Source organism: Shinella sp. HZN7 (assembly GCF_001652565.1).
Classification (GTDB): Bacteria; Pseudomonadota; Alphaproteobacteria; order Rhizobiales; family Rhizobiaceae; genus Shinella; species Shinella granuli.
Window position 1 is genome coordinate 32522 of the sequence record NZ_CP015745.1, and the last position, 25576, is coordinate 58097.

The window sequence follows — 25576 nt, forward strand, 5'->3', positions numbered from 1 at the left end:
GCGTGTTCGATGAGGGGCTTTGCGAGGATGGCCATCGTTTCCCAAATTCGGCCTCGGGGAGAATCTCAGCCCCGTGCCCGCCTGCCCTTCGTGTTCGTTGCGGTCTGAACCGGCGGCCGGTCGTTTCAAGGCCGCTGTCGCGCCGCGGGGCGGCCGAAACAGCCTCGCTGCGCAAAGCGAACCCGCGTCCCGCGCAGGGTGCCCCCGCTTGGTCGCAAGCCCGCTCCGCTCGCTCAGCCGCTCCGGACCTCTGAAATCGCCCGTCCCTCGCCGGTCCCTTTTGACCGCACCGAAGGGCAGACCGGCACGGGGCCGGAACCGCTTCGGAGGAAACGAAAAGGAAACCGATATGGCCAAGCCCGCGACCCCCAACCGCTCTTCCGCCCGCGTCGTGCAACTCCGCAAGGGTGCGACCCTCGAAATGGTCCGCCTCACCTGCCCCGACAGCGCCCAGGCGCTCAAGATCGCCGAAAGCTTCGGAACTGCACTGGTCGACAGCGACGGCATCCGCGGCCTGCATGAGCGACTGATCAATGAGACCGCCGACAGCCTGGCTGAAGGTCTCGGCGAACGGGCGATGCAGATCCATCTCCAGCGTGTCGTCGGCGCCTATGTCGGATCGGCGCATGGCGCCGGGCAGTTTTATAGCCGCGCCGTCACCGAGGCCCGCGACGCCACGGCCAAGGCATCCAACGATGCCCGCGACGAGGATCTCGATGGTCCCGTTGGCTACGACAGCGCCGCCCAGCGCAAGCGCGAGTTCGCGGCCGACATGGGCATCCAGGCTCATGCGCTCAGGATGGCGGCCGAGGGCGCCGTCGCGGCCTACGAGCAGGTCGTCGGCGAGACCTGGAAGCCCTTCGATCGCCCGGTCGAAAACCTCGGCGCCAATCTCGACCGCAAGGCGGCCGAAGCGCAAATGGCCGCCCTCGGGTAAAGCGGCCCGGGCGGCGCCCACGTGCCGCCCTACCCTCATCTTTCCAGCTTCCATCGGCCGGCTCCCAAGAGGGGCCGGCCTTTCCGCATGTCGCGCTGCCCCAGGGGAAAAACAGGCAAGGAAATGAGGAACCGGCCTATCGCGGCCCGTCCCTTTCTGCGGTCCTGCAGGAGCCCGGCTTGTGAGGTGCAACGGCTTCGCCGTCCTCCACGCTGTTTCGGCCGTTCCGGTGCGCTCCAAGCCCTTCCGCTCCTGCCCTCGGACCTCCGCGACGGGCCGCGATAGGCGCGGCTCGGAATAGGAGGTTTGAGACATGAACAGGAAAACCGAAGGCGAGCGCGGCGATATCTACACGAGGATCACCGACCGGATCGTTGCCGATCTGGAAAAAGGGGTTCGTCCCTGGATGAAGCCGTGGAACGTAGCCAACACTCAAGGCAGGATTACGCGGCCGCTACGGCACAACGGGCAGCCCTATTCGGGCATGAACGTTCTCCTTCTATGGTCCGAGGGGATGGCGAGAGGTTTCGCCTCTCCGATGTGGATGACCTTCAAGCAAGCGCGGGAGCTCGGAGCCGTGGTTCGCAAGGGCGAAACCGGCTCGACTGTGGTGTTCGCGAGCCGCTTCACCAAGTCGGAAACCGACGGCAATGGCAAGGAGGTCGACCGGGAGATCCCTTTCCTGAAGGCGTACTCTGTGTTCAATGTGGACCAGATCGACGGTCTGCCGGACCATCACTACCATCGTCCGGAACCGGCTCTCGATCCGGTCGAGCGGATAGAGAATGCCGATCGCTTCTTCCGCAATACCGGCGCCGTTATCCGCCATGGCGGGTCGCAAGCATACTATTCGCCGGTGACCGACCACATCCAGATGCCGCCGTTCCAGACCTTCCGCGATGCGGCTTCCTATACGGCAACGCTGAGTCATGAGGCAACGCACTGGACCGCGAACCCGCGGCGCGTGGGCCGCGATCTCTGCCGTTATGCCAAGGACAAGAGCGAGCGCGCCCGCGAGGAACTCATTGCCGAGCTCGGAAGTTGCTTTCTTTGCGCCGACCTTGGAATCGTACCGGAGCTCGAGCCACGGCCCGATCACGCATCGTACCTTGCCTCATGGCTCGCGGTGCTTTCCGAAGACAGGCGGGCGATTTTTCAGGCGGCCGCTCATGCGCAGAGGGCAGTCACCTTCCTGCACGATCTGCAGCCTGATGCAACTGAGGAGAAAGTCGCGGCTTAGAAATCAGCGTCGGTCGTTGTCGCCGCCAACGGCCGACACCTCTCTCGGCTCTCTCTGCTTGAGCGCGGCCTGATCTGGTGTCAGGTCCAGCTTGCCCCAGATCGAGGTTTTGCGGTCAGTCGGTTTGAGCTTTCGGGATTGCTTGATTTCGACGGTAAACGGCTTTGTCTGCTGACGCATGTATCCTCCAGGCGACGAATCGCGAGCACACGATACCGGGTTGATTACTGGAGGCAACTCCCACTCTGGCCGGTTCGTCGCCACTGAATTTGCTCTGGCATTGCGACAGAGGAACGGTTCGACCACAGCAATGTTCCGTTCGGTGAGGCGGTGGCAGGTTGCCATCAGCGTGTTCCTTTTGACCCGTCGGCATAGGCCACGTCCTTTGCGGGCTCGATGAGGCATGTCTGATCGGAGAGCGGCTTCGCCTCGATCGTCTTCCCGCAACGGCCATCGAAACTTTCTTCCCTGAGCGCTGAGGCGCTCATTCCTCGCGAACAACAAAGTTTCTCCCGGCCGTCCTGCATTCCATTCCGGCCTTATCAGGTGCGGTCCGATCGTCTCCGATCCTTGCGACAGCCATCGGGGCCGCGAAGGGCGCGGCTCGAAACCAACGAAAGGAACACGAAAATGGCAACGATCGGCACCTTCACCTCCACCGAAAACGGCTTCTCCGGCTCGATCCGCACGCTGGCTCTCAACGTCAAGGCCCGCATCTCCCGCATCGAGAACCCCTCCGACAAGGGCCCGCACTTCCGCATCTACGCCGGCAATGTCGAGCTCGGTGCTGCCTGGCAGAAGACCTCCGAACAGGGCCGCGACTACCTCTCGGTCAAGCTGGACGATCCGAGCTTCCCCGCTCCGATCTACGCAACCCTCACCGAAGTCGAAGGCGAAGACGGCCTCCAGCTCATCTGGTCCCGCCCCAACCGCGACTGAGGTCCTCGAGGCTCCGCCCACCGGGCGGGGCCTCTCCCGACAAAAGGGCGGCCTCCTTCGTGCCGCGGCTTTTTCCCGTCCGTCCTTCCATATTGGATGAAAATGGATGGAAAAATGGATCTCGCTATGCCATACCCCATTTGGATGGAAACGGATGGGATAATGGATGACGGCGCTCGATCTCTCCAAATTGCGTATCACGCCTGAGATCCTGTCGTTGATCGCCGAGATTGACGAATTCAAAGGCGCGTGGCGAGCGCTTGGTCGCATCGCACCCGATCGTCTGTCCAGCTTGCGGCGGGTTGCGACGATCGAAAGCATCGGATCGTCGACACGTATCGAGGGCGCGAAATTAAGCGACCGCGAGGTCGAAAGGCTGCTCTCGAACCTCCGTATCGGCTCGTTCTCCAGCCGAGACGAACAGGAGGTTGCCGGCTATGCCGAGGTGATGGAGACGATCTTCTCCGCCTTCGACGCAATCCCGCTTAACGAAAACCACATCCGCCAACTGCATCGGGATCTGCTCGCGCACTCGGTCAAAGATGAACGACATAGGGGAAACTGGAAAACCCTTGCCAACAACGTCGAAGCCTTCGACGAGGATGGACGAAGTCTGGGCGTCGTCTTCGCGACAGCCTCCCCTTTCGATACGCCGGGCCGAATGTCGGAACTCGTGGCCTGGCAACAAGCTCAGGAGAAGGATGGCACGTTTCACCCTCTGCTCGTCGTCGCTGTCTTCGTCGTCGTCTTTCTGGAAATCCATCCTTTCCAGGATGGCAATGGCCGACTGTCGCGCGCTCTGACCACTTTGCTGCTTCTTCGGGCGGGTTATTCCTATGTGCCGTACAGCTCACTGGAAAGTGTTATCGAGCAGAACAAGGAAGCCTATTATCTCGCGCTTCGCCGAACGCAGGGCACGATACGAACGGACCAACAGGACTGGAATCCGTGGGTCGAGTTTTTCCTGCGGAGCCTGCAACGCCAGAAGCAGCGTCTCGAGCGCAAGATCGAGCGTGAGCGCATCCTCCTCGGCGACCTGCCGGAGTTGTCCGTCGCGATCCTCGAACTGGCGCGTGAACGCGGGCGCGTCACGGTGATGGATGTGGCCAAAGCGACAGGCGCGAGCCGCAACACCGTCAAGGATCATCTTCGGGCGCTGACCGAGCAGGAACATCTGACCCTCCACGGAGCCGGTCGTGGGACCTGGTACGGCTTAAGCTGACGCCGGAGCGCAGCGTCCGCCGATCAGCCGAAATCGGTGCTATGGTCCAATTGTGCGCAGCCGCCATTGCCACTTGCCTTTGCCTGATATAGCGGGGCTCCATTCGCGGGCTCGATGAGGCATGTCTGACCGGAGACCGGCTTCGCCTCGATCGTCCTCCCGCAACGGCCATCCGAAACTTTCTTCCCCTGCGAACGCAACCCCACTCGACAGGCCGAGCGGGGACCCCGGCGTGCCGCATTCCTCGCGCAGCAACAAAGTTCCTCCCGGCCGCCCTCCATTTCATTGCGGCCCGGCAAGCCACCCCATGGCGCGATGCGCAATGGGGACCCCGGGGGTGCGGTCCGATCGTCCCCGGTCCTTTCGACAGCCATCGAGGCCGCGAAGGGCGCGGCCCGAAACCAACGAAAGGAACACCACAATGTCAACGATCGGCACCTTCACCTCCACCGAAACCGGCTTCAACGGCTCGATCCGCACGCTTGCCCTCAACGTCAAGGCCCGCATCGCCCGCATCGAGAACCCCTCCGACAAGGGCCCGCATTTCCGCATCTACGCCGGCAATGTCGAGCTCGGTGCTGCCTGGCAGAAGACCTCCGAACAGGGCCGCGACTACCTCTCGGTCAAGCTGGACGATCCGAGCTTCCCCGCTCCGATCTACGCAACGCTCTCCGAAGTCGAAGGCGAAGACGGCCTCCAGCTCATCTGGTCCCGCCCCAACCGCGACTGAGGTCCTCGAGGCTCCGCCCACCGGGCGGGGCCTCCTCCCGACAACAGGAGAAGCCGGCACCAGGCGTTGAGCCTGGTTCCGGCCTTATCGGTGCCATACGGAAACCGAGGATAGCCGCTCAGATCGAGCGAGGGTGCCTGCCGGGCCGGCCTGACGGCGTCAAGGACGAGCGGTCAACCCCCAATTTTGCCTCCGCTCCGGTTCCCGGCGCTCCAACAAAATCGGCTCCCCCACTCGCCGCCGCTGGCGGTCGCGTTCGCGATCCCTGACCCCGCCATCCCGTCCCGCCCCGCGTCGTCGTCTTTCACGAACTCAAGGAGATGAGACGATGACGATCGAACAGCACATCGAGGAACTGCGGACCGAACTGAGGAACGCATGGGACGCGGCCGAGCGGCGTCAAATCGAGGCGGAGCTCCAACTCGCCGAGGCCGATCTGGCCGTCATGCTTGCCGAACAGGAGGGCGCCGTCGAAGCCGAGCCGCCATTCTGAGCGGCTCGTTCCTCCTGTTATTTGAGCCGGTCCGCCGGCTCGACCGGCCTCCCGGCTGTCAGGGATTTCACCCCTCAACGCTCCCCCCGGCTCCCGCCGGAGACGGTCGCGTCCCCTACGGGTCCGCGGGTCTCTTCTCTCTATGACCTCCCATTCTACTCCAGCAAATCCGGCGTCAAGGACGGCGCGGTCTCCCCCAATTTTTCCGCCGCCAGGCTCTGGAAAAATCGGTTCCCCCGCTTGCGAGCCGCGTCCCGCGGTCCTTGACCCCTCTTTGCTACAGAGTGGCCGATCTCCGTCATCAACGAAGGAGATCACATCATGACAACCGATCAGAACATCATGCTCTACGCCAAGCTTTCAGGCTTCCGTCTCGTCGTCCTCGCAAACCGCATCGGTTGCGACAGCGAATTCTCGCGAGCGCTCCACGATCGCCTGATCAAAGGACTGGAGGCAGCAATTGGCTGCGTGCGGATCATCATGGCGCTGGAGCGGAGCGTTCTCACCGGAGGCGAGGAGTTCGCCGACTATCAGTTGGAGGGGGAGGCCGAGATATTCGGGCGCTTTACTATCAACTTGCTGGACGATCTCGAATTCGATTTCGACACGCATGAATATCGCATCAACGGCGGCGATTGGGCCATCGCTTTGACGGCGGACTATACCGGCGTTGATATCGACTATCCGGAGCTGATCGCGCTCACTGACGACGAACTCGGCTCACTTGCGCCGATCATCACGGCGATCACGCGGGAAACCGGCATCCCGGTAAATGCGTCCCGTATCAGCTACGACGATCACGCAGAATCATAATCAATCTTGCGGTGCAGTTTCATCCGAGGGGCGGCGAGAGCCGCCTCTCAATAGGGATGTCGAGGAGGCATCGCGATCGTAGCGATGGCGACCAGTTGAGCCTCTTCCTTTCGATCCTGCTGTCATCTCTCATCGGGGATGTTGCAGTCCGTTCGTCACGACGCAACCTGCCGCCGCCAGAATTTTCCCCACAGCACTGCTGCTCCTCGCGGATCAAAATTCAGTCGCCGGCAAGTCCTCCACATTCGTTTCGGCCCTAGGCGCCACCCCATTGCGCTCACGCAACGGGGACCCCGGGGTGCGTCCCTCCTTTCCGGTCTGCCGACTATCACCGCGATGACCGCAATTCGAAAGGAGAAACAACATGCAACAGCTCGCTCAATTCCTCGCCGCCACCGGCCGTCGGCTCCGTACTCTCTGCAAGGTGATCAGCCACTTCTTCCGCAAGGGCAAGCTCGGCTTGAAGCTCGTGATCAAGATCCCCTTCTTCGTCAAGATCGAAGTGTCCCTCGAGACCGACTGGGACCGGCGTCGATGAAGCGCCCTCTTGGCCCGCTTCGGCGGGCCTTTCCCAACTTGCCGCAGAGGCGCGCGGGCGGTAACCGCGTTTGCGCTTTTGTCGAAGCAGATCGAGAAACAGTTCGACAGCTTCCTCTTCCCGCCCGAAATGATGGACCATCATTTGACCCTTCGCGCCAATGCGGCCCCACTTCCTGAGCAGGCAAACATCGCCAAAGAGGTTCGGTTCGATCGACATGGCGTAGTAGCGTGCCATGTTCTTCGCCACGTCCGTGCGTTCGACATAGAGATGGTAGGGTTGCGTGATCATGAGATCAGAATCGCCGATCGCGGGAATCGCGTCCAACGACACTTATGAATCGGTCGGGGTGGATCGATTCACATCGGTGATGATATCGGAAATGTCATGACAGGCTTGGGCGCCACGCCTTCGGCGCACGGCTCTACTCGCTCACGCTCCCCGAACCCGCGGGGCGGTTTCGGCCAGCCGGTAACGATCCTCTCGCGGGTCCTCAGCCGCACCATCCGTGTCTGGCACCGTCCCAGCGCCGGGCGAGGCCCTCGTTGACGAGAGTGTCTCCGAGCGAGCGCCCTGCCCGCGTTACGCTACGGAGCTTGCGGCCATACTTGTCTTCGTCGCGCAACCCGGCCGAAAGCGAAAACTTGCCGCCATTCAGCAGCGCCAGCAGGCGTGCTTTCGCGGTCTCGCCCTTGATCCTTTCCGCCTCGCAGCGCGGCGGGCTGAGTTCCGGCGTGTCGATATCCGCGATGCGGATTTTCTCGCCCTCGAACCAGAACGTATCGCCGTCGACGATGCAGTTCACATGGCGATCTGCACCGCAGAATGAAAATGCCGCTGACGATGAATCCGCTGTCGGTGTCCTGGCCACAGCCACAAGCCCTGAAAGATTATTAATACCCCCGAAGGCAAGCCAGCCTCCCGCAGCAATGACCATGGCGCAGAGGATCGCGATCAGGGGTTTGCGCGGGCGGCTCGGTCCTGATCGGGGTGACTTCCCCTGCCAGCGATGTCGATCGTTCCTGCTGCCGGACTTCCGCGGCTTTCTGAACGGAACCACATTCGATTTCGTCACCTCGGTCCTCTCCTGCTTGCCCCAACTTATCGGCTTCGGTTTCATCCGCGCTTATGAGCAAGCGTGCTATCAGACGGTGTGCGGGAGCGGGGCGCAGTCGGTCCCGCCTCCCCTCCGGGCCACTATGTTGAGGCTCCTGCGGCTGCGCCGTTTCCCGCTCTCGCACGACGAGAATTCCCGAAATCCCGCCCTTTTTGTGCGGCGCTCACGCTGATTTCTCCGATACTCTTCATTTTTCTGGATCGACCTTGCTCGCTGCGCTGCGCGCCGGCTCGACCAGAGAGGCTTCGGGTGGGCTTCCAAGCTTGTGAAACCTGTTCGTGCCAACGCAAGCTTTCATGTCGTCGCGCCGAAACCAGATCGCGCGGCCGCATCGAAGCGGCGCGTTCCCCGCCGTGAAGACGATCTGTTCGTCAGCGCGCATGCGAAGGACTTCGTGCGGTAGGATCAAGGGTCGTGCGGCCAACTGCTTCGACCGCGTCCGCGACGATCCTTTCATCTGCGAACTTCGGCTGACCTGGTCGATCTCGACCGTCGTCATGCCGCAGCGACGCGAGATGTAGTCCGCGGTTTCCGTATCGTTGATCGCCGCGAAACTGATCCAGCTGGCGCTCTCGAACCACTTGCTCGCCGCATCGCGGCCGCCGTAGGTTTCCCGCATCTGGCCGATCGACTGGTAGATCATGAGAAGCGTGATGCCATACTTCCGGCCGGCGTCGCGCGCGGTCTCCAGGATCCGCATGTAGCCAAGGCGGGCAACCTCATCGAGGAGGAACAGTGCTCTGCCCTTCATCGAACCATCGCGGTTATAAATCGCATTGAGGAACGAGCCGATGATGACGCGTGCGAGGCCCGCATGCGTCTCCAGGGTCTTGAGATCGATGTTGATGAAGGCGTCGGTGTTTCCCGCTGCAAGGTCGCTTGTCGAAAACGTCTTCCCCGATACCAGCGCGGCATAGTTCGGGTAGGAAAGCCAGTGGGTCTCCTTGATCGCATTGGCATAGACGCCGGAGAAGGTCTCCGGGGTCATGTTTACGAAAGCCGCGACATTTTCCTTCACGAAATCCGAGCCCGAATTGTCGTAGATCTCCTGCAGGCGTTGACGCAATTGCGGTTCCGGCTCGGAGAGATTGGCGCGCACCTGGCGAAGCGTCTGGCTCTCCTTCTCCGTATGACCGGACAGGCAAACGTCCGCGATCATCGCAGTGAGCAATTGCAATGCCGAGGCGCGGAAGAAGTCGTCGCGGACGCCGCGTGTCCCGCCGCTGTCACTCATGATCCAGGACGCAACGGATGCGATATCCTCCTCCTTGGTGCCGCCGAATTGCCCGATCCAGTCCAGCGCGTTGAAGCCAATCTCCGGCTTTTTGGGATCGACCACGAAGACGTCGCGGTCCGCGCCGGCACGATGGGCAGTGACCATCGGCGCCACCTCGTTCGACGGATCGAGAACGATCAGCGAGCCGCCCCATTTCAAAGCGGTCGGGATTGTCACCGACGTCGTCTTGAAACCGCCGGAACCGGCGAACACGATACCATGCGACGAACCGAACGAGCCGTCGAAGCAGAGCAACGGTGACGTGCCGCCGGCGCCCCATGTTTCGGGACTGTCGGCCCGAAACGAGCGTTCCGCGACGCTGTCCCTGTCTACACGGTATTGTTCGCCGATCACGATACCGCCGGCGTCCGAAAGCAGCTTTGCGGCATCGGCAAGCTTCATCCAATCCGCCTCGCCGTGCAGCGCTCGCTTGCCACGAATACGCCTTGGCTCGGCACTGGCGAACGCCGCGTTGCCGACGAGCGCAACGCGTAGCGCAAAGCAGGCCGCCATTGCCGCGGCCCCTGCTCCGATCAACGTGGCGGGATCGACATAGGCGATAATGGACTTGCCCACTGGCACCTGGTCCGTGAGTGCCGACAACCGGATCGTTTCGCGAAACGCGGCAATCAGGATCGTCGCCACGCCGCCGGCGACGACGCCCCACCCTGCGGTCTTGACCCTGATCGCGCCGGCGCTCGCGAACAGGAAGACGATGCCGATGAACGCCGCGGTCAGATAGGGCACAGCGATGCCGGTTCGGTCGAGCGCCTGTCGCGCTGCCTCCGTCTTCCCGAAGGCAGACAGCCAGTGCTCGACCCCCGTGATGGCGACGGCGGCCAGGATCATCAATGCGACGGGCGCGATGAAGAGCATGATCCTATTCATCGCTTTTCCCGAAGGCCTCCGCGCCGATCGCCAGCAGCCGCGATTTTTCCGTGTCGTCGCTTTTCAGGCGCCGGCTCACATCGATGAGGGCGCCCAGTAAAAGCGCCCGCTTCTCGTAGCGAAGACCCGCTTTGACGATCAGGCCGCCGAGTTCGATCTTTTCCCGCGTGTCCTTTTTGCGGGCGTCGGCAGTGGTCGTGCGCGCCATCCGCTCAAGCCTCAGCAGTCCCGCTCGCAGCCGCGCCAGCCGCGTTCTGCGCGGACGGTGCGCTGCTTTCGCCGGCGTTACCTCCCTTCTTCCCTCCGGTCGTAGCCGCCTTTCCTCCGCGAAACCGTTTCGCCAGGTCCTCGAAGGCCGCCTGCAACTCGGCCTCGTCGACTTCAATCTCGCCGAGACCTGCCTTGAGAGCGATACGGCCGATGCGCTCGGCCTCACGGGTTTCCGCGGCTTTGAGCTGTTCCTGGAGTTTGGCGATTTCGTCGCGGATCTTGGAGGATGGTTTCTTCATTCCGTTTGTCTCCCTTGGGTGAGAAAGGTTGCCTTTCGAACCCAGTTCTAAGGAGGTGAGTGCGGAACGCACTACTGTGAATCCTACAATCGCCAAAGCGCGAGCTTTGGTGAATGATCCCGGCCGTTCCGAAGGAGCGGATCCGAAGGGCGCAATTATACGTCACTGGCGCGACGCCCTTGCTTGAGGCCCTTGGGCCGAGCCTGCCGCTCCCAACGAACTAATTGATTTCGTTTGCAACCGGGAAAGAATTCCGCCGTGGCCGTCCCCCATTTCTCCGTCAGCGTCGTCGCCCGCGGCTCCGGCCGCAGCGCCGTGCTGTCGGCGGCCTACCGGCATTGCGCGAAGATGGCGTTCGAGCGTGAGGCACGGACCATCGACTACACCCGCAAGCAGGGCCTCCTGCATGAGGAATTCGTAATCCCTGCCGATGCGCCGGAGTGGCTCCGCAGTATGATCGCCGATCGTTCGGTCGCCGGCGCGTCGGAAGCCTTCTGGAACAAGGTGGAGGCATTCGAGAAACGATCCGATGCGCAACTCGCCAAGGATGTCACCATCGCCTTGCCGCTCGAGCTGACTGCCCAGCAGAACATCGCGCTGATGCGGGATTTCGTGGATCGGCATATCAGGTCGAAGGGCATGGTGGCTGACTGGGTCTATCATGACGCCCCAGGCAATCCGCACGTTCATCTCATGACGACGTTGCGGCCGCTGACCGAGGACGGTTTCGGTGCCAAGAAGGTTGCGGTGGTCGGGCCGGACGGCAATGCCGTTCGCAACGATGCCGGCAAGATCGTCTATGAACTCTGGGCCGGCAGCACCGACGACTTCAACAGTTTCCGCGATGGTTGGTTTGCCTGCCAGAACCGGCACTTGGCGCTCGCCGGTCTCGATATCCGAGTGGATGGCCGCTCCTTCGAAAAACAGGGGATCGATCTCGAACCGACCATCCATCTCGGCGTTGGCACGAAGGCAATCGAGCGCAAAGCCGATCGCGCCTCCAAGCCGTTGGAGCTCGAGCGCGTCGAATTGCAGGACGCTCGCAGGGCTGAGAACGCGAGACGAATCGACCGTAATCCGAAGCTCGTGCTCGACCTGATCACGCGTGAGAAGAGCGTCTTCGACGAGCGCGATGTCGCCAAGATCCTTCACCGCTACATTGACGATCCCGCCCTGTTCCAAAGCCTCATGGTCCGGATCATCCTGCACCCCGACACGTTCCGCCTCGAGCGCGAGCGGATCGAATTTGCCACCGGGGTTAGGTTACCCGCCAAATACACGACCCGCGACATGATCCGCCTCGAAGCCGAGATGGCCAATCGCGCCATCTGGCTGTCTCAGCGTTCGTCGCACAGCGTGCGGGACGCGGCACTCGCCGCAACGTTCAAGCGCCACGACCGGCTGTCGGATGAGCAGAGAACCGCGATCGAGCATGTAGCGGGAGCCGAGCGGATCGCGGCCGTTGTCGGCCGCGCCGGCGCCGGTAAGACGACGATGATGAGGGCCGCGCGCGAAGCCTGGGAAGCGGCTGGCTATCGTGTTGTCGGTGGCGCACTTGCCGGCAAGGCGGCCGAGGGCCTGGAGAAGGAAGCCGGGATTGTCTCTCGGACGCTCTCGTCCTGGGAAATCCGTTGGAACCAAGGCCGCGATCAGCTCGATAGCAAGACGATGTTTGTTCTCGACGAAGCCGGCATGGTGTCGTCGCGGCAGATGGCCCTGTTCGTCGAAGCGGTGACGAAGGCCGGCGCCAAGCTCGTTCTCATCGGCGATCCCGAACAGCTTCAACCGATCGAAGCCGGCGCCGCCTTCCGCGCCATCGCAGACCGCATCGGCTATGCGGAACTCGAAACCATCTATCGCCAGCGCGAGCAATGGATGCGCGATGCCTCGCTTGATTTGGCGCGCGGCAAGGTCGGCAAGGCGGTCGACGCCTACCGTGCCAATGGCAAGGTGATCGGCTGGGATTTGAAGGCCGACGCCGTCGACAATCTCATCGCCGCTTGGGACCGCGATTACGATCCGACGAAGACGTCGCTGATCCTTGCCCATTTGCGTCGGGACGTTCACATGCTGAACCAGATGGCGCGCATCAAGCTGATCGAACGCGGGGTTCTCGACAAAGGAACCATGTTCAAGACGGCGGATGGCGATCGCAACTTCGCTGTCGGCGACCAGATCGTATTCCTCAAGAATGAAGGGTCGCTCGGCGTCAAGAACGGCATGCTGGCCAAGGTCGTCGAGACGGGAGCGGGACGCATCACGGCGCAGGTCGGCGATGGCGAGCATGTCCGCCAGGTGCTGGTCGAGCAACGCTTCTACAACAACCTCGACTACGGCTATGCGACCACCATTCACAAGAGCCAGGGCGCGACCGTCGATCGGGTCAAGGTCCTGGCGTCGCTGTCGCTTGATCGGCATCTGACCTACGTTGCCATGACGCGTCATAGTGAGGACCTGGCCGTCTACTATGGCCGCAGATCCTTCGCTAAGAACGGTGGGCTGATCCAGATCCTGTCGCGACGCAATGCGAAGGACACGACGCTCGACTATGAGAAGGGCGCCTTCTACCGCCAGGCACTTCGCTTTGCCGAAGCGCGCGGTCTCAACATCGTCAGCGTCGCCCGCACGTTGCTTCACGATCGCCTGGAATGGACAGTCAGACAGAAGGACAAGCTCGCCAATCTTGGTGCGCGCCTTGCCGCCATTGCCGGCAAGCTCGGTCTCGTCCGTGGCGCCAGCCATTCTCCAACCCAAAAAACCACCAAGGAGGCAAAGCCCATGGTCTCGGGCGTCACGACTTTCGCCAAATCATTCGAACAAGCGGTCGAGGACAAGGTCGCCGCCGATCCAGGATTGAAGAAGCAGTGGGAGGAGGTCTCGACCCGCTTCCACCTGGTCTACGCGAAGCCGGAAAGCGCCTTCAAGGCAATCGACGTCGAAGCGATGCTGAAGGACGAGACTGTCGCGAAATCCACGCTGGCGACGATCGGATCGAACCCTGAACACTTCGGTGGGCTGAAGGGCAAGACCGGGATGTTCGCGAGCCGCACCGACAGCCGAGAGCGCGAGAAGGCTGAGACCAATGCGCCTGCGCTCGCGCGTAATCTCGAGCGCTATCTGCGGCAGCGGGCGGACGCGGAACGCAAATATGAGGTCGAGGAACGTGCCGTCCGTCTGAAGGTGTCGATCGATATTCCGGCGCTCTCGGTCAACGCAAAACAGACTCTCGAACGTGTGCGTGATGCGATCGACCGCAACGACCTGCCAGCCGGTCTCGAATATGCGCTTGCCGACAAGATGGTGAAGGTGGAACTGGACGGATTTGCGCGAGCCGTAGCGGAGCGTTTCGGCGAGCGAACCTTCCTGCCTTTGGCCGCCAAGGACGCCAATGGACAGACGTTCAGCACTGTCACCGCAGGGATGACGGCCGCACAGAAGGCCGAGGTGCAATCGGCGTGGAATGCGATGCGGACAGTGCAGCAGCTGGCTGCGCATGAGCGGACGACCGAGGCGTTGAAACAGGCCGAAACCCTGCGTCAGACGAAGAGGCAGGGGCTCTCTCTCAAATGACGGCCCAAGTCTCTGTACGTTGGTTGGGAAGTGCACAACGATCCAATGCCGTCACGCTCTTGCTGGTGGCGGCATCCGTCTTTGGGGGCGGTGTCGCTGCGGCCATCATCGGCGGCTATCGTATCAACCTGACGCCAAGCGAACCCCTCGGCCTCTGGCGCATCTTTGCGCTCGATCGTCCGGTATCGGCCGGCGATCTCGTCTTCATTTGTCCGCCTGAGGCGCCTGTCATGCGAGAGGCGCGAGAGCGTGGCTATCTCCGGGCCGGCATCTGCCCGACTGGGGTCGCGCCGCTCATCAAGACGGTTGTCGCAGTTGCCGGGCAGCATGTCGAAATCGGCGCCGGCGTGACGATCGATGGGCGCCCGCTCCCGTTTTCCGATTTGGTCGAGCGGGACGGCAGGGGGCGGCCTATGGCGCCCTATTCAGGCGGTGTCGTGCCGGCAGAAAGCGTCTTCCTCCATTCATCGTTCAGGGGCTCCTATGACTCCCGCTATTTCGGTCCCCTGCCCGTATCCGGCATTCTCGGCCTGGCGCAACCGGTGCTAACCTATGCGCCGTGAATACCTTCGACCGGCATTGTTGATTGCAGCTTCCATCATCGCCGGAACGGTCGCGTGGAGTGGCCACGTCCTTCTTCTTCCGACCGCGTTCTCGTTTCCGATCCTCTGGGCGCTTGCGCGATCGAGACGGACGGCGGTGTTTGTTTCGGCCGGTTATTTCCTCGCTGCGTCACGCGGTCTGCCGCAGGGCGTTGCAACTTTCTATTCGTCGGATCTGTGGTCGGGGTTGCTGCTCTGGCTCAGCGCATCGCTCGGGTTTGTCGGCGTTCACGCTATGCTCTGGACACGATGCGAACCGACGCGGCCGTTTCGCTATTTCGCGGCAGTCCTGCTCATGGCCATTCCGCCATTCGGTATCACCGGTTGGGCACATCCGATCACGGCCGCGGGCGTGCTGTTTCCGGGATGGGGATGGTGGGGATTGCTTGCCGCGACAGGCGGCCTCATGGGCCTCGTAACCATGCGGCCAGCTGTCGCGGTTGTCCTGGCAGGCTTTTGGATCTGGTCCGCCGCAACCTGGGACGAACCGAAACTACCGGATTCCTGGCAGGGGATCGATCTCGAAATGGGCGCTTCGCTGGGCCGCGACCCCAGCATTGAGCGCCACCGTGATCTGATTGCCACGGTGAAGGATCGAGCATCCGGCGGCGCCCTGACCATTGTTCTTCCCGAGAGCGCGCTGGGCTTCTGGACGCCGACGGTCGAGCGGCTCTGGGTACGATCCCTGCAGGGAACTGACACCACCGTCATCGCCGGCGCTGCGGTCGTCGATGCAGGCGGATACGACAATGTGCTGGTCGCCATCTCGGCCGCCGCCGCCCAAATCCTCTATCGCGAGCGGATGCCGGTCCCAGGTTCCATGTGGCAGCCGTGGCGCTCCTTATTTGGGGCAAGCGGCGGCGCGAGGGCGCACTTCTTCGAAAACCCGGTCGCGACCGTCGCCGACGGTCGGATCGCACCGCTGATCTGCTACGAGCAGCTGATCGTCTGGCCCGTTCTCCAATCCATGCTACGGCGGCCGGACGTCATTGTCGCCGTCGGTAACGGCTGGTGGACCAAGGGTACATCCATCGTCGCCATCCAACGCGCCAGTGCGCAAGCCTGGGCGCGTTTGTTCGCCAAACCCCTCCTGATTTCCTTCAACACCTGAATGCCAAGGAGCCCGCGATGCTCGATGCTGCCGTAATCCAACAATGCGCCGACCCCTCATTGAAGCCGGCGATCGTCGAACAGTTCGTGACCGCCGCGGGCTCGAACGATCCGCTTGCCGTCGCGGTCAAATCGGGTGGCAGATTGATCCTCGTCCCGAAAGCGACGACGCCGGACGAGGCAATGGCGATCGTCCGCCAGTATGCCGGCCAGGCAGTGGTTCGTGTTGGCCTGACGCAGTTCCCGGCGGGTGTCGGCGTCAAGGACGCGTCCGAACTGAAACCTGACCTCGTCGATGCTTGCGAAAACCTCCGCAAGGGGACGACCATGTTTGCCAAGGTCCTTCGAATTGTCGCCAAGTGGTACGGCAATCCGAAGAGCGACGATGTCTTCCCGCAGATTTTCTGGGATGCGGTCTATGCCTGGAAGACCGGTGAGTTCGAGGGCGTGAATGTTTTCCAGGCGGACGATCCCGGAAAAAGCGTCATGATCGACAACGTGTTGCCGGCAGACCAGGACAAGGCCGGCGTGGACATACTGCCTGCGGGTACAGACGCTGAAAGCGTCGAGAAAAGCGAAAGCGTTGGATCGGCCGAGATGCGGATCGATCTGTCGAGGATTGGAGGAAAATGATCCCCTTGGGAAGGCGCTATGCCTCCGGAAGCGAATAGCGCGTGAGAACAGCGTCTTCGCCATCGAGGGTCACTTCGATGACTTCGTTGACCATATCTTGCGTGTCTGCCAAATCCTGCAGTATGAGGGCAAACAAGTCTCGTTGCAGCACAGGCAGCACCTGCGGGACGATAATCACCAGACCCGCATGCAGCTCTTCCTTGGCGTAGAGCTTCCGGAAGTCGCGGGCATTATTCGTCACGAAGGTGAAATCCTCCTCGATGATCCGAGGCATCAGGTCCCAGTCGGTTTCGCCGCTCAGTCCCAGCCAGTTCACATGGAAACAATCGTGGCCGTGCTCTTGAGCCACGGCCACGAGAGACGTGTGAAGGCATTCATCGATAAGAAACCTCACGAGGTCGAGCCAGACGGTTTGGAGGCGTTCTCGTTGCGAAGGCTCAGGTGTTTCACGGATTTCACCTTCAGGCCCTGCTCCGACAGCTTCTTCGGACGTCCTCTGGCGGGATGGGCGGCAACCCAGATCTCGGCAAGTTCCACCATGCGCTCGGTGAGCGAAGGATAGCCCTCGACGATTTCCGCTGTACTTGCGCCTTGAGTCTTCATCGCGGCAATCGTTCGCACGGGAACACGGGTTCGCTTGAAAACCGGCTCGCCCCCCACGACGCCTTTCACGCTTTCAATCATACGTTCGGCTTCTCGAAGAGCCTCGGCCCGTGCAGCCAGTTGTTCTCGTGCCCGCGCAACGTCGATAATGAGATAGTCGTCTGCCCTTACGGTTTCGGCATCGGGGTTCTGGTCGATCGTATCGAAGAGGCGCTTGCGCCGCTCGGCAGACAAGATCGATCCGACGCCATACCAGAGCTTCAACCGAAGCAGATCCTCATCGGTGAGTGCCCGCCCTCTGCTGCCGACGAGATGAGTCTCGATGATGCGCTTGTCGATCGCATTGTGCACCGACTTCACAGCGATCTCGCTGACAGCCGCCGCCTCGGCGGGCGTGTAGGCGTGTGATGTGCTGGCCATAATCATTCTCCTTGTGGAGAATATATAATGCGGCCCGCCGCTCGTGTAAAGGCGTGACCCCTGCTGGATCTCATGGTCGAGCTGTCCCAACCTAGTCGATGCGCATTGGCTTCGAAGCGGAAGCCGCCTCCGAACCTAAAAATCAGTCGACCACGGGCGCGATTGCAGATCAGTGCGATTTGGTCACAAGCTCGGCGGGTTCGACGCCCAGTGCTTCTGAAATCTGGCCAAGAACCGTGAGGGTTGCAGACATCTCTGCGCGTTCGATGGCACCGATATGGCGTGCGCTCAGGCCCGTGCGGTGTGCAAGTTCCTCCTGCGTCAGTTTCTTGCCATGACGTATTCGACGCAAGTTGGCCGCCATGACCTCGTTGAGATCCATGACGTCAGCCGAACCTGAATCGGAACTATTGTTCTAGGAACTATAGTTCCGATTCGACATGGCCTGTGATATTGGGCGGCAAGCGATCTTCGACTGCCTCGCAATGTTGATCGTATGATAGGGTGTAGCGCGGGCCGCGCAGTGCGGCACCAAAGCATCGTTTCAAGTGGTGAAGGAATGAGTTTCGAGGAAAAGCGGATGAACGATGCAGAGACCTCCGAGACCGAGAGAAGCGAGCGGAATCCGCGGTTCTGTTCGATGCCGAAGGAAGCGTTGAGAGCGGCGGTGCAAAATTAGACCACGGTAGCGGCGGGATTGTCCCGCTTCGGGCGGCGTAAAAGTCGGCCACCTATTTTCCTTCTGCAATGAGCGCAGGAGGGCCTGGGGATCTATACCGTGGAATTATATCTGAAGGTTCGACTGGCTTGCTCGGAAGGCATGAGCCGGCGTCAGGCTGCAAAGCATTTCAACATATCGCGCGACAGCGTTTCCAAGATGCTGTCCTATTCGACGCCACCTGGCTATCAGCGACAATCACCGATCCGGCGGCCCAAGCTGGATGCGTTTGTCTCGACGATCGATCACTGGCTGGACGAAGACAGACAAGTGCCGCGCAAGCAGCGCCATACGGCCAAGCGGGTGTTTGACCGGCTTCGAGACGAATGCGGGTTCACTGGCGGCTATACGATCATCAAGGATTACATGCGCGAGCGGGATCAGCGCTGCCAGGAAGTGTTCGTGCCGCTGTCGCATCCGCCCGGCCATGCGCAGGCCGATTTCGGTGAGGCGATGGTGGTCATCGGCGGTGTCGAGCAGAAGGCGCATTTCTTCGTGCTCGACCTTCCGCACAGCGACGGCTGCTACGTGCGGGCCTATCCGGCGGCAGTGGCCGAGGCCTGGGTCGATGGCCATGTCCATGCGTTCGCTTTCTTCGGCGCCGTGCCGCAATCGATCGTCTACGACAACGACCGTTGCCTGGTGGCGAAGATTTTGCCTGACGGCACCCGCAAGCGCGCGACGTTGTTCAGCGGCTTCCTGTCCCACTACCTTATCCGGGATCGCTATGGCCGTCCCGGCAAGGGCAACGACAAGGGGAACGTCGAGGGTCTCGTCGGCTATGCCCGACGCAACTTCATGGTGCCGATCCCGCAGTTTGCGACATGGGAGGCGTTCAACACCTTTCTGGAGGAGCAGTGCCGGAAGCGCCAGCGCGACAGGCTGCGCGGCGAGAGCGAGACGATCGGCGAGCGCTTGCGGCGCGATCTGGCTGCCATGCGCGCCTTGCCAGCCTCGCCATTTGATGCCTGCGACCAGGCAAGTGCCAAGGTGACGGCGCAGTCGCTGGTGCGCTACAAGACCAACGACTATTCCGTCCCGGTCGCCTATGGCCATCAGGATGTGTGGGTGCGCGGCTATGTCAACGAAGTGGTCATCGGTTGCCGTGGCGAGATCATCGCCCGCCATCCTCGGTGCTGGGAACGGGAAGACGTCGTCTTCGATCCTGTCCATTACCTGCCGCTGATCGAGCAGAAGATCAATTCTCTGGATCAGGCAGCGCCCCTCCAGGGCTGGGACTTGCCGCAAGAGTTCGCTACGCTGCGCCGGTTGATGGAAGGCCGCATGGCCAAGCACGGCCGGCGTGAGTACGTGCAGGTCCTCCGCCTGCTGGAGAGCTTCGAACTCGCCGATCTGCATGCGGCGGTGAAGCGGGCCCTGCAACTCGGAGCCATCGGCTTCGACGCGGTCAAGCATCTGATCCTGTGCCGGGTGGAACGCCGGCCGCCCAGACTGGACCTGTCCATCTACCCCTACCTGCCGAGGGCGACGGTCGAGACGACATCGGCGAAGGCGTATATGCGTCTCCTGTCGTCGGATGCGGGAGAAGCCGCATGAACACCGAAGCACCCGAGATCCTTCTCACCCATTATCTCAAAACCCTGAAGCTGCCGAGTTTCCAGCGCGAGTACCAGAAGCTGGCCCGGCTGTGCGCCACCGAAGGCGTCGATCATGTCGGATACCTCACCCGGCTTGCCGAGCGGGAGATGATCGAACGGGACCGTCGCAAGGTCGAGCGTCGCATCAAGGCGGCCAGGTTCCCGGTCGTCAAAAGCCTCGACAGTTTCGACTTCGCCGCCATCCCAAAGCTGAACAAGATGCAGGTGCTGGAACTGGCGCGCTGCGAATGGATCGAGCGCAGGGAGAACGTTATCGCTCTCGGCCCCAGCGGCACGGGCAAGACCCATGTGGCGCTCGGCCTCGGCCTGGCCGCCTGCCAGAAGGGCCTGTCCGTTGGGTTCACGACAGCGGCCGCACTGGTCAGCGAGATGATGGAGGCGCGCGACGAGCGGCGTCTCATCCGGTTCCAGAAGCAGATGGCCGCCTACCAGCTGTTGATCATCGATGAACTGGGCTTCGTGCCGCTGTCAAAGACCGGCGCGGAATTGCTGTTCGAGCTGATCTCGCAACGATACGAGCGAGGCGCGACCCTGATCACCAGCAACCTTCCTTTTGACGAATGGACGGATACCTTGGGGTCCGAGCGCCTGACCGGCGCTTTGCTCGACCGCATCACCCATCACGTCAGCATCCTCGAGATGAACGGCGACAGCTATCGTCTCGCCCAAAGCCGCGCCCGAAAGGCCGGCTGACACCCTTCGAAAATCGCAACGCGCGCATGAGACCCCCGCTCGGGCCTAAGCCCTCCCGGCGGTCTCATGCGCGCGCCACAAGTGGCCGACTTTTGCGCCGCCGCGTGGCAGGATTTTACTCCGCCGTTGACACTGATGCGTAAGCTCGAATTTCTCCGCACCTTTTGCCGTTGCGTGCTGTGATGCATGAGGCGTCCACCAGAAATGAGGTGGACACCAAGTGATGGAAGATGATGGGAAGGCGCTGCGGGTGACGGTTGTGCATCCGAGTGGGCGACGTGGGTTTGATCCGGTATCGAAGGCACGTCTGGAGGCCTGTGGCAGCGCGCATTACTGGGCACGTGAGATGGTTAGGCTTGGCCACGAAGTGAAGCTGATCGCGGCGCAATATGTACGGCCGTTCGTCAAGCGGCAGAAAAACGATGCGACAGACGCGGAGGCTATCGTAATTGCGGCCCAGAGACCGGAAATGCGCTTCGTGGAGCCAAAATCCGCGGATCAGCAGAGCCGGGCGATCCTGTTTCGGGCTCGAGAACGACTCGTCCATCAGCGCACAGAACTGGTCAACGCGCTGAGAGCCTGCCTTTATGAGTATGGCCATGTTGTTCCTCAAGGTCGTAACCACTTCAAGCGTATTGAAGAGATTTTGGACGGGCTAAACAGCGACTTGCCTGCGTTGATGCTTGAAGAATGCCGCGACTTGTTGAAACAGATCGCTGAGAAGACGGCTCGCATCGACGCGCGGACCGCAAAGATCAAGGCATTGTCGGCTGAAGCTGACACGGCGCGGCGCTTGCAGACCATTCCTGGCGTTGGCCCTTTGACAGCCTTGGCGATCGAAGCCTTTGCCCCGCAAATGGAGAACTTCCGGCGTGGCCGTGACTTCGCCGCATGGCTCGGCCTTGTGCCACGTCAGTTCTCGTCGGGCGGCAAACAACGGCTGGGACGCATTTCCAAGTCAGGGCAGTCTGATATCCGCAGGCTGCTGATTATCGGGGCAATGACACGCCTGAACTGGCTGGGCCGGAAATCCATACCCGAAGGATCGTGGTTGGCGCGCATGCTCGCGCGAAAGCCCCGAATGTTGGTCGCGATCGCACTGGCCAACAAGATGGCGCGCACGGTCTGGGCATTGCTGACAAAACATGAGGACTACAGCATTCCGACGCAGGCGATGGCTACATGATGACAATGCTGTAGCCAGCCTGTGCCGGAAAGTGGAGGTGTAAGAAGGCGACGACCCGAATGGGCAAATGATCGAAAAGATCTGGATCGGGAAAACCAGCCTTGAATCATGAGCAGAAGAGCTCGGGATTCAGATTTGGACCCGACCCGCAGATCACCATACCGGCCAGCGGCTTCTGTAAACGCCGTATCTACAGGCCTCACAGAAGACCGCACTCGATCACATGACATTCGGTTCAAAGACTTCTTGCATCACGGGCGGCAACCACAGAAGATCAAGGCATTGTCGGCTGAAGCTGACACGGCGCGGCGCTTGCAGACCATTCCTGGCGTTGGCCCTTTGACAGCCTTGGCGATCGAAGCCTTTGCCCCGCAAATGGAGAACTTCCGGCGTGGCCGTGACTTCGCCGCATGGCTCGGCCTTGTGCCACGTCAGTTCTCGTCGGGCGGCAAACAACGGCTGGGACGCATTTCCAAGTCAGGGCAGTCTGATATCCGCAGGCTGCTGATTATCGGGGCAATGACACGCCTGAACTGGCTGGGCCGGAAATCCATACCCGAAGGATCGTGGTTGGCGCGCATGCTCGCGCGAAAGCCCCGAATGTTGGTCGCGATCGCACTGGCCAACAAGATGGCGCGCACGGTCTGGGCATTGCTGACAAAACATGAGGACTACAGCATTCCGACGCAGGCGATGGCTACATGATGACAATGCTGTAGCCAGCCTGTGCCGGAAAGTGGAGGTGTAAGAAGGCGACGACCCGAATGGGCAAATGATCGAAAAGATCTGGATCGGGAAAACCAGCCTTGAATCATGAGCAGAAGAGCTCGGGATTCAGATTTGGACCCGACCCGCAGATCACCATACCGGCCAGCGGCTTCTGTAAACGCCGTATCTACAGGCCTCACAGAAGACCGCACTCGATCACATGACATTCGGTTCAAAGACTTCTTGCATCACGGGCGGCAACCACAGAAGATCAAGGCATTGTCGGCTGAAGCTGACACGGCGCGGCGCTTGCAGACCATTCCTGGCGTTGGCCCTTTGACAGCCTTGGCGATCGAAGCCTTTGCCCCGCAAATGGAGAACTTCCGGCGTGGCCGTGACTTCGCCGCATGGCTCGGCCTTGTGCCACGTCAGTTCTCGTCGGGCGGCAAACAACGGCTGGGACGCATTTCCAAGTCAGGGCAGTCTGATATCCGCAGGCTGCTGATTATCGGGGCAATGACACGCCTGAACTGGCTGGGCCGGAAATCCATACCCGAAGGATCGTGGTTGGCGCGCATGCTCGCGCGAAAGCCCCGAATGTTGGTCGCGATCGCACTGGCCAACAAGATGGCGCGCACGGTCTGGGCATTGCTGACAAAACATGAGGACTACAGCATTCCGACGCAGGCGATGGCTACATGATGACAATGCTGTAGCCAGCCTGTGCCGGAAAGTGGAGGTGTAAGAAGGCGACGACCCGAATGGGCAAATGATCGAAAAGATCTGGATCGGGAAAACCAGCCTTGAATCATGAGCAGAAGAGCTCGGGATTCAGATTTGGACCCGACCCGCAGATCACCATACCGGCCAGCGGCTTCTGTAAACGCCGTATCTACAGGCCTCACAGAAGACCGCACTCGATCACATGACATTCGGTTCAAAGACTTCTTGCATCACGGGCGGCAACCACAGAAGATCAAGGCATTGTCGGCTGAAGCTGACACGGCGCGGCGCTTGCAGACCATTCCTGGCGTTGGCCCTTTGACAGCCTTGGCGATCGAAGCCTTTGCCCCGCAAATGGAGAACTTCCGGCGTGGCCGTGACTTCGCCGCATGGCTCGGCCTTGTGCCACGTCAGTTCTCGTCGGGCGGCAAACAACGGCTGGGACGCATTTCCAAGTCAGGGCAGTCTGATATCCGCAGGCTGCTGATTATCGGGGCAATGACACGCCTGAACTGGCTGGGCCGGAAATCCATACCCGAAGGATCGTGGTTGGCGCGCATGCTCGCGCGAAAGCCCCGAATGTTGGTCGCGATCGCACTGGCCAACAAGATGGCGCGCACGGTCTGGGCATTGCTGACAAAACATGAGGACTACAGCATTCCGACGCAGGCGATGGCTACATGATGACAATGCTGTAGCCAGCCTGTGCCGGAAAGTGGAGGTGTAAGAAGGCGACGACCCGAATGGGCAAATGATCGAAAAGATCTGGATCGGGAAAACCAGCCTTGAATCATGAGCAGAAGAGCTCGGGATTCAGATTTGGACCCGACCCGCAGATCACCATACCGGCCAGCGGCTTCTGTAAACGCCGTATCTACAGGCCTCACAGAAGACCGCACTCGATCACATGACATTCGGTTCAAAGACTTCTTGCATCACGGGCGGCAACCACAGAAGATCAAGGCATTGTCGGCTGAAGCTGACACGGCGCGGCGCTTGCAGACCATTCCTGGCGTTGGCCCTTTGACAGCCTTGGCGATCGAAGCCTTTGCCCCGCAAATGGAGAACTTCCGGCGTGGCCGTGACTTCGCCGCATGGCTCGGCCTTGTGCCACGTCAGTTCTCGTCGGGCGGCAAACAACGGCTGGGACGCATTTCCAAGTCAGGGCAGTCTGATATCCGCAGGCTGCTGATTATCGGGGCAATGACACGCCTGAACTGGCTGGGCCGGAAATCCATACCCGAAGGATCGTGGTTGGCGCGCATGCTCGCGCGAAAGCCCCGAATGTTGGTCGCGATCGCACTGGCCAACAAGATGGCGCGCACGGTCTGGGCATTGCTGACAAAACATGAGGACTACAGCATTCCGACGCAGGCGATGGCTACATGATGACAATGCTGTAGCCAGCCTGTGCCGGAAAGTGGAGGTGTAAGAAGGCGACGACCCGAATGGGCAAATGATCGAAAAGATCTGGATCGGGAAAACCAGCCTTGAATCATGAGCAGAAGAGCTCGGGATTCAGATTTGGACCCGACCCGCAGATCACCATACCGGCCAGCGGCTTCTGTAAACGCCGTATCTACAGGCCTCACAGAAGACCGCACTCGATCACATGACATTCGGTTCAAAGACTTCTTGCATCACGGGCGGCAACCACAGAAGATTCAAGAATCTGATGATCGGACCCGGCGAACCGACTGTTGAGGAGTTGATCGCGCGCATTGCCGCGCTGCAGGCGGAAAACCGTCAGCTCGCCGAACGCGTCGTCAAACTCGAGGAAGAGCTGGCGCTTGCACGGCTGCATCGTTTTGCGCCGAAGAGCGAAAAGCACGTCGATCGCCTCTTCAATGAAGCCGAGGAGGCTGCCGCCGAGGATGACGGCGACCGTGAGGACTGTGATGTCGTGGAGCTTCCGGACACCGGCTTGCCACTCACCAAAGGCGAGACGGGAAAGAAACGCGGGCGCAAGCCGCTGCCGGAAAACCTGCCGCGCGAGCGCGTCGAATATGACCTTGCCGACGATCAGAAGGCTTGTCCCTGCTGCCGTCACCAGATGCATCGCATGGGAGAGGCCGTCACCGAGCAGCTTCATATCGAGGTGAAGGCAAAGGTCCTCCAGAATGTTCGGTTCAAATATGCTTGCCGCCATTGCGACCGGACCGGCATCAGCACGCCGGTTGCCAGCACCTTGCCGTCATACATCAGCGAGACGCGGTCGCAGCGTTCGGCCTCGTTCATGAAATGGGTCGAGATGAAGATGGTCACACCCTCGCCCCGCGACAACTCGAT

At 61.1% G+C, this 25576-nt stretch carries 21 protein-coding genes and 7 pseudogenes; 19 read left to right on the forward strand and 9 right to left on the reverse strand.

What is annotated here, in order from left to right; genetic code table 11:
- Positions 1-349 precede the first annotated feature (349 nt).
- A complete protein-coding gene (locus shn_RS33000; protein ID WP_064334671.1) occupies positions 350-937 on the forward strand; it encodes a hypothetical protein in 588 nt (195 codons plus the stop codon).
- A 313-nt stretch (positions 938-1250) separates the two neighbouring features.
- Positions 1251-2177, forward strand: a complete 927-nt coding sequence (locus shn_RS33005) for an ArdC family protein (protein WP_064334672.1) — start codon at positions 1251-1253, stop codon at positions 2175-2177.
- A gap of 3 nt (positions 2178-2180) precedes the next feature.
- Here shn_RS33005 and shn_RS36715 read toward each other — a convergent pair whose 3' ends face one another.
- Positions 2181-2357: a hypothetical protein gene (locus tag shn_RS36715; RefSeq protein ID WP_168169018.1), complete on the reverse strand. Its 177-nt coding sequence runs from the start codon at positions 2355-2357 to the stop codon at positions 2181-2183.
- 450 nt (positions 2358-2807) lie between these two features.
- On the opposite strand from shn_RS36715, the gene shn_RS33010 reads away from it, so the two are divergent.
- From shn_RS33010 to shn_RS33025, 5 genes are all read left to right on the forward strand, one after another.
- Positions 2808-3116, forward strand: coding sequence for a DUF736 domain-containing protein (locus shn_RS33010; protein ID WP_064334673.1), 309 nt, complete (start codon positions 2808-2810; stop codon positions 3114-3116).
- Between the two features lie 166 nt (positions 3117-3282).
- Positions 3283-4338 carry a Fic family protein gene (locus shn_RS33015; RefSeq protein WP_064334674.1) on the forward strand — a complete coding sequence of 352 codons (1056 nt, stop codon included), beginning with the start codon at positions 3283-3285 and terminating at the stop codon, positions 4336-4338.
- Between the two features lie 421 nt (positions 4339-4759).
- On the forward strand, positions 4760-5068 hold the full coding sequence (locus shn_RS33020) for a DUF736 domain-containing protein (RefSeq protein WP_064334675.1): 309 nt from the start codon (positions 4760-4762) through the stop codon (positions 5066-5068).
- A gap of 328 nt (positions 5069-5396) precedes the next feature.
- Positions 5397-5561: a hypothetical protein gene (locus tag shn_RS36720; protein WP_165225628.1), complete on the forward strand. Its 165-nt coding sequence runs from the start codon at positions 5397-5399 to the stop codon at positions 5559-5561.
- Between the two features lie 321 nt (positions 5562-5882).
- Positions 5883-6374 (forward strand): hypothetical protein, encoded by a 492-nt coding sequence (locus shn_RS33025; RefSeq protein ID WP_064334676.1) that lies wholly within the window; start codon positions 5883-5885, stop codon positions 6372-6374.
- A gap of 583 nt (positions 6375-6957) precedes the next feature.
- Here the strand turns inward: shn_RS33025 and shn_RS37325 are convergent.
- The 5 genes and pseudogenes from shn_RS37325 to traC form a co-directional block, all read right to left on the reverse strand.
- Positions 6958-7203 (reverse strand): annotated as a pseudogene (locus tag shn_RS37325) (WGR domain-containing protein); the annotation flags it as partial.
- Positions 7204-7405: 202 nt separating this feature from the next.
- Positions 7406-7849 (reverse strand): thermonuclease family protein, encoded by a 444-nt coding sequence (locus shn_RS33035; protein ID WP_206362251.1) that lies wholly within the window; start codon positions 7847-7849, stop codon positions 7406-7408.
- A 367-nt stretch (positions 7850-8216) separates the two neighbouring features.
- Positions 8217-10193 carry a Ti-type conjugative transfer system protein TraG gene (gene traG, locus shn_RS33040; RefSeq protein WP_064334678.1) on the reverse strand — a complete coding sequence of 659 codons (1977 nt, stop codon included), beginning with the start codon at positions 10191-10193 and terminating at the stop codon, positions 8217-8219.
- A complete protein-coding gene (gene traD / locus shn_RS33045; RefSeq protein ID WP_064334679.1) occupies positions 10186-10401 on the reverse strand; it encodes a type IV conjugative transfer system coupling protein TraD in 216 nt (71 codons plus the stop codon). Before traD ends, traG begins: the two co-directional genes overlap by 8 nt.
- Positions 10402-10405: 4 nt before the next feature.
- Positions 10406-10702 carry a conjugal transfer protein TraC gene (traC, locus tag shn_RS33050; protein WP_064334680.1) on the reverse strand — a complete coding sequence of 99 codons (297 nt, stop codon included), beginning with the start codon at positions 10700-10702 and terminating at the stop codon, positions 10406-10408.
- Between the two features lie 258 nt (positions 10703-10960).
- Here traC and traA point away from each other — a divergent pair, with 258 nt between their 5' ends.
- Genes traA through shn_RS33070 form a run of 4 tightly spaced genes read left to right on the forward strand, consistent with a single transcriptional unit; the run spans position 10961 to position 16617 of the window.
- Complete coding sequence (gene traA, locus shn_RS33055) at positions 10961-14272, forward strand: Ti-type conjugative transfer relaxase TraA (protein WP_064334681.1); 3312 nt, start codon at positions 10961-10963, stop codon at positions 14270-14272.
- Entirely contained in the window at positions 14269-14835 is a 567-nt protein-coding gene (gene traF, locus shn_RS33060; protein ID WP_064334682.1) for a conjugative transfer signal peptidase TraF, read from the forward strand. Before traA ends, traF begins: the two co-directional genes overlap by 4 nt.
- On the forward strand, positions 14825-15985 hold the full coding sequence (locus tag shn_RS33065; RefSeq protein WP_064334683.1) for a conjugal transfer protein TraB: 1161 nt from the start codon (positions 14825-14827) through the stop codon (positions 15983-15985). Before traF ends, shn_RS33065 begins: the two co-directional genes overlap by 11 nt.
- A 17-nt stretch (positions 15986-16002) precedes the next feature.
- The gene (locus shn_RS33070; protein WP_064334684.1) at positions 16003-16617 is read left to right on the forward strand and encodes a TraH family protein; all 615 of its coding nucleotides are present in this window, start codon (positions 16003-16005) and stop codon (positions 16615-16617) included.
- A gap of 16 nt (positions 16618-16633) precedes the next feature.
- Here shn_RS33070 and shn_RS33075 read toward each other — a convergent pair whose 3' ends face one another.
- The 3 genes from shn_RS33075 to shn_RS33085 all read right to left on the reverse strand — a co-directional run bounded on the left by shn_RS33075 (position 16634) and on the right by shn_RS33085 (position 18022).
- A complete protein-coding gene (locus tag shn_RS33075) occupies positions 16634-17011 on the reverse strand; it encodes a DUF5615 family PIN-like protein (protein WP_064334685.1) in 378 nt (125 codons plus the stop codon).
- Positions 17008-17640 carry a DUF433 domain-containing protein gene (locus shn_RS33080; protein ID WP_064334686.1) on the reverse strand — a complete coding sequence of 211 codons (633 nt, stop codon included), beginning with the start codon at positions 17638-17640 and terminating at the stop codon, positions 17008-17010. The genes shn_RS33075 and shn_RS33080 overlap by 4 nt, the downstream gene beginning before the upstream one ends.
- Positions 17641-17809: 169 nt before the next feature.
- Positions 17810-18022, reverse strand: a complete 213-nt coding sequence (locus tag shn_RS33085; RefSeq protein WP_064334687.1) for a helix-turn-helix domain-containing protein — start codon at positions 18020-18022, stop codon at positions 17810-17812.
- Between the two features lie 438 nt (positions 18023-18460).
- Between shn_RS33085 and istA the strand changes: the two genes are divergently transcribed.
- The 8 genes and pseudogenes from istA to shn_RS36185 all read left to right on the forward strand — a co-directional run.
- Entirely contained in the window at positions 18461-19915 is a 1455-nt protein-coding gene (gene istA, locus shn_RS33090) for an IS21 family transposase (RefSeq protein WP_084438736.1), read from the forward strand.
- Positions 19912-20670, forward strand: coding sequence for an IS21-like element helper ATPase IstB (gene istB / locus shn_RS33095; RefSeq protein ID WP_064334689.1), 759 nt, complete (start codon positions 19912-19914; stop codon positions 20668-20670). The genes istA and istB overlap by 4 nt, the downstream gene beginning before the upstream one ends.
- 310 nt (positions 20671-20980) lie before the next feature.
- Positions 20981-21856: pseudogene (locus tag shn_RS33100) on the forward strand (IS110 family transposase); the annotation flags it as partial.
- A gap of 303 nt (positions 21857-22159) precedes the next feature.
- Positions 22160-22561: pseudogene (locus shn_RS33105) on the forward strand (transposase); the annotation flags it as partial.
- A gap of 303 nt (positions 22562-22864) precedes the next feature.
- Positions 22865-23266: pseudogene (locus shn_RS33110) on the forward strand (transposase); the annotation flags it as partial.
- 303 nt (positions 23267-23569) lie between these two features.
- Positions 23570-23971, forward strand: a pseudogene (locus shn_RS33115) (transposase); the annotation flags it as partial.
- Between the two features lie 303 nt (positions 23972-24274).
- Positions 24275-24676 (forward strand): annotated as a pseudogene (locus shn_RS33120) (transposase); the annotation flags it as partial.
- Positions 24677-24962: 286 nt separating this feature from the next.
- A pseudogene (locus shn_RS36185) lies at positions 24963-25538 on the forward strand (IS66 family transposase zinc-finger binding domain-containing protein); the annotation flags it as partial.
- Positions 25539-25576 lie beyond the last annotated feature (38 nt).

Coding starts and splice junctions, on each gene's coding strand:
- shn_RS33000 (WP_064334671.1), top strand. CDS start 350: ATGGCCAAGCCCGCGACCCCCAACCGCTCTTCCGCCCGCGTCGTGCAA.
- shn_RS33005 (WP_064334672.1), top strand. CDS start 1,251: ATGAACAGGAAAACCGAAGGCGAGCGCGGCGATATCTACACGAGGATC.
- shn_RS36715 (WP_168169018.1), bottom strand. CDS start 2,357: ATGCGTCAGCAGACAAAGCCGTTTACCGTCGAAATCAAGCAATCCCGA.
- shn_RS33010 (WP_064334673.1), top strand. CDS start 2,808: ATGGCAACGATCGGCACCTTCACCTCCACCGAAAACGGCTTCTCCGGC.
- shn_RS33015 (WP_064334674.1), top strand. CDS start 3,283: ATGACGGCGCTCGATCTCTCCAAATTGCGTATCACGCCTGAGATCCTG.
- shn_RS33020 (WP_064334675.1), top strand. CDS start 4,760: ATGTCAACGATCGGCACCTTCACCTCCACCGAAACCGGCTTCAACGGC.
- shn_RS36720 (WP_165225628.1), top strand. CDS start 5,397: ATGACGATCGAACAGCACATCGAGGAACTGCGGACCGAACTGAGGAAC.
- shn_RS33025 (WP_064334676.1), top strand. CDS start 5,883: ATGACAACCGATCAGAACATCATGCTCTACGCCAAGCTTTCAGGCTTC.
- shn_RS33035 (WP_206362251.1), bottom strand. CDS start 7,849: ATGGTCATTGCTGCGGGAGGCTGGCTTGCCTTCGGGGGTATTAATAAT.
- traG (WP_064334678.1), bottom strand. CDS start 10,193: ATGAATAGGATCATGCTCTTCATCGCGCCCGTCGCATTGATGATCCTG.
- traD (WP_064334679.1), bottom strand. CDS start 10,401: ATGGCGCGCACGACCACTGCCGACGCCCGCAAAAAGGACACGCGGGAA.
- traC (WP_064334680.1), bottom strand. CDS start 10,702: ATGAAGAAACCATCCTCCAAGATCCGCGACGAAATCGCCAAACTCCAG.
- traF (WP_064334682.1), top strand. CDS start 14,269: ATGACGGCCCAAGTCTCTGTACGTTGGTTGGGAAGTGCACAACGATCC.
- shn_RS33065 (WP_064334683.1), top strand. CDS start 14,825: ATGCGCCGTGAATACCTTCGACCGGCATTGTTGATTGCAGCTTCCATC.
- shn_RS33070 (WP_064334684.1), top strand. CDS start 16,003: ATGCTCGATGCTGCCGTAATCCAACAATGCGCCGACCCCTCATTGAAG.
- shn_RS33080 (WP_064334686.1), bottom strand. CDS start 17,640: ATGGCCAGCACATCACACGCCTACACGCCCGCCGAGGCGGCGGCTGTC.
- shn_RS33085 (WP_064334687.1), bottom strand. CDS start 18,022: ATGGATCTCAACGAGGTCATGGCGGCCAACTTGCGTCGAATACGTCAT.
- istA (WP_084438736.1), top strand. CDS start 18,461: ATGAGCCGGCGTCAGGCTGCAAAGCATTTCAACATATCGCGCGACAGC.
- istB (WP_064334689.1), top strand. CDS start 19,912: ATGAACACCGAAGCACCCGAGATCCTTCTCACCCATTATCTCAAAACC.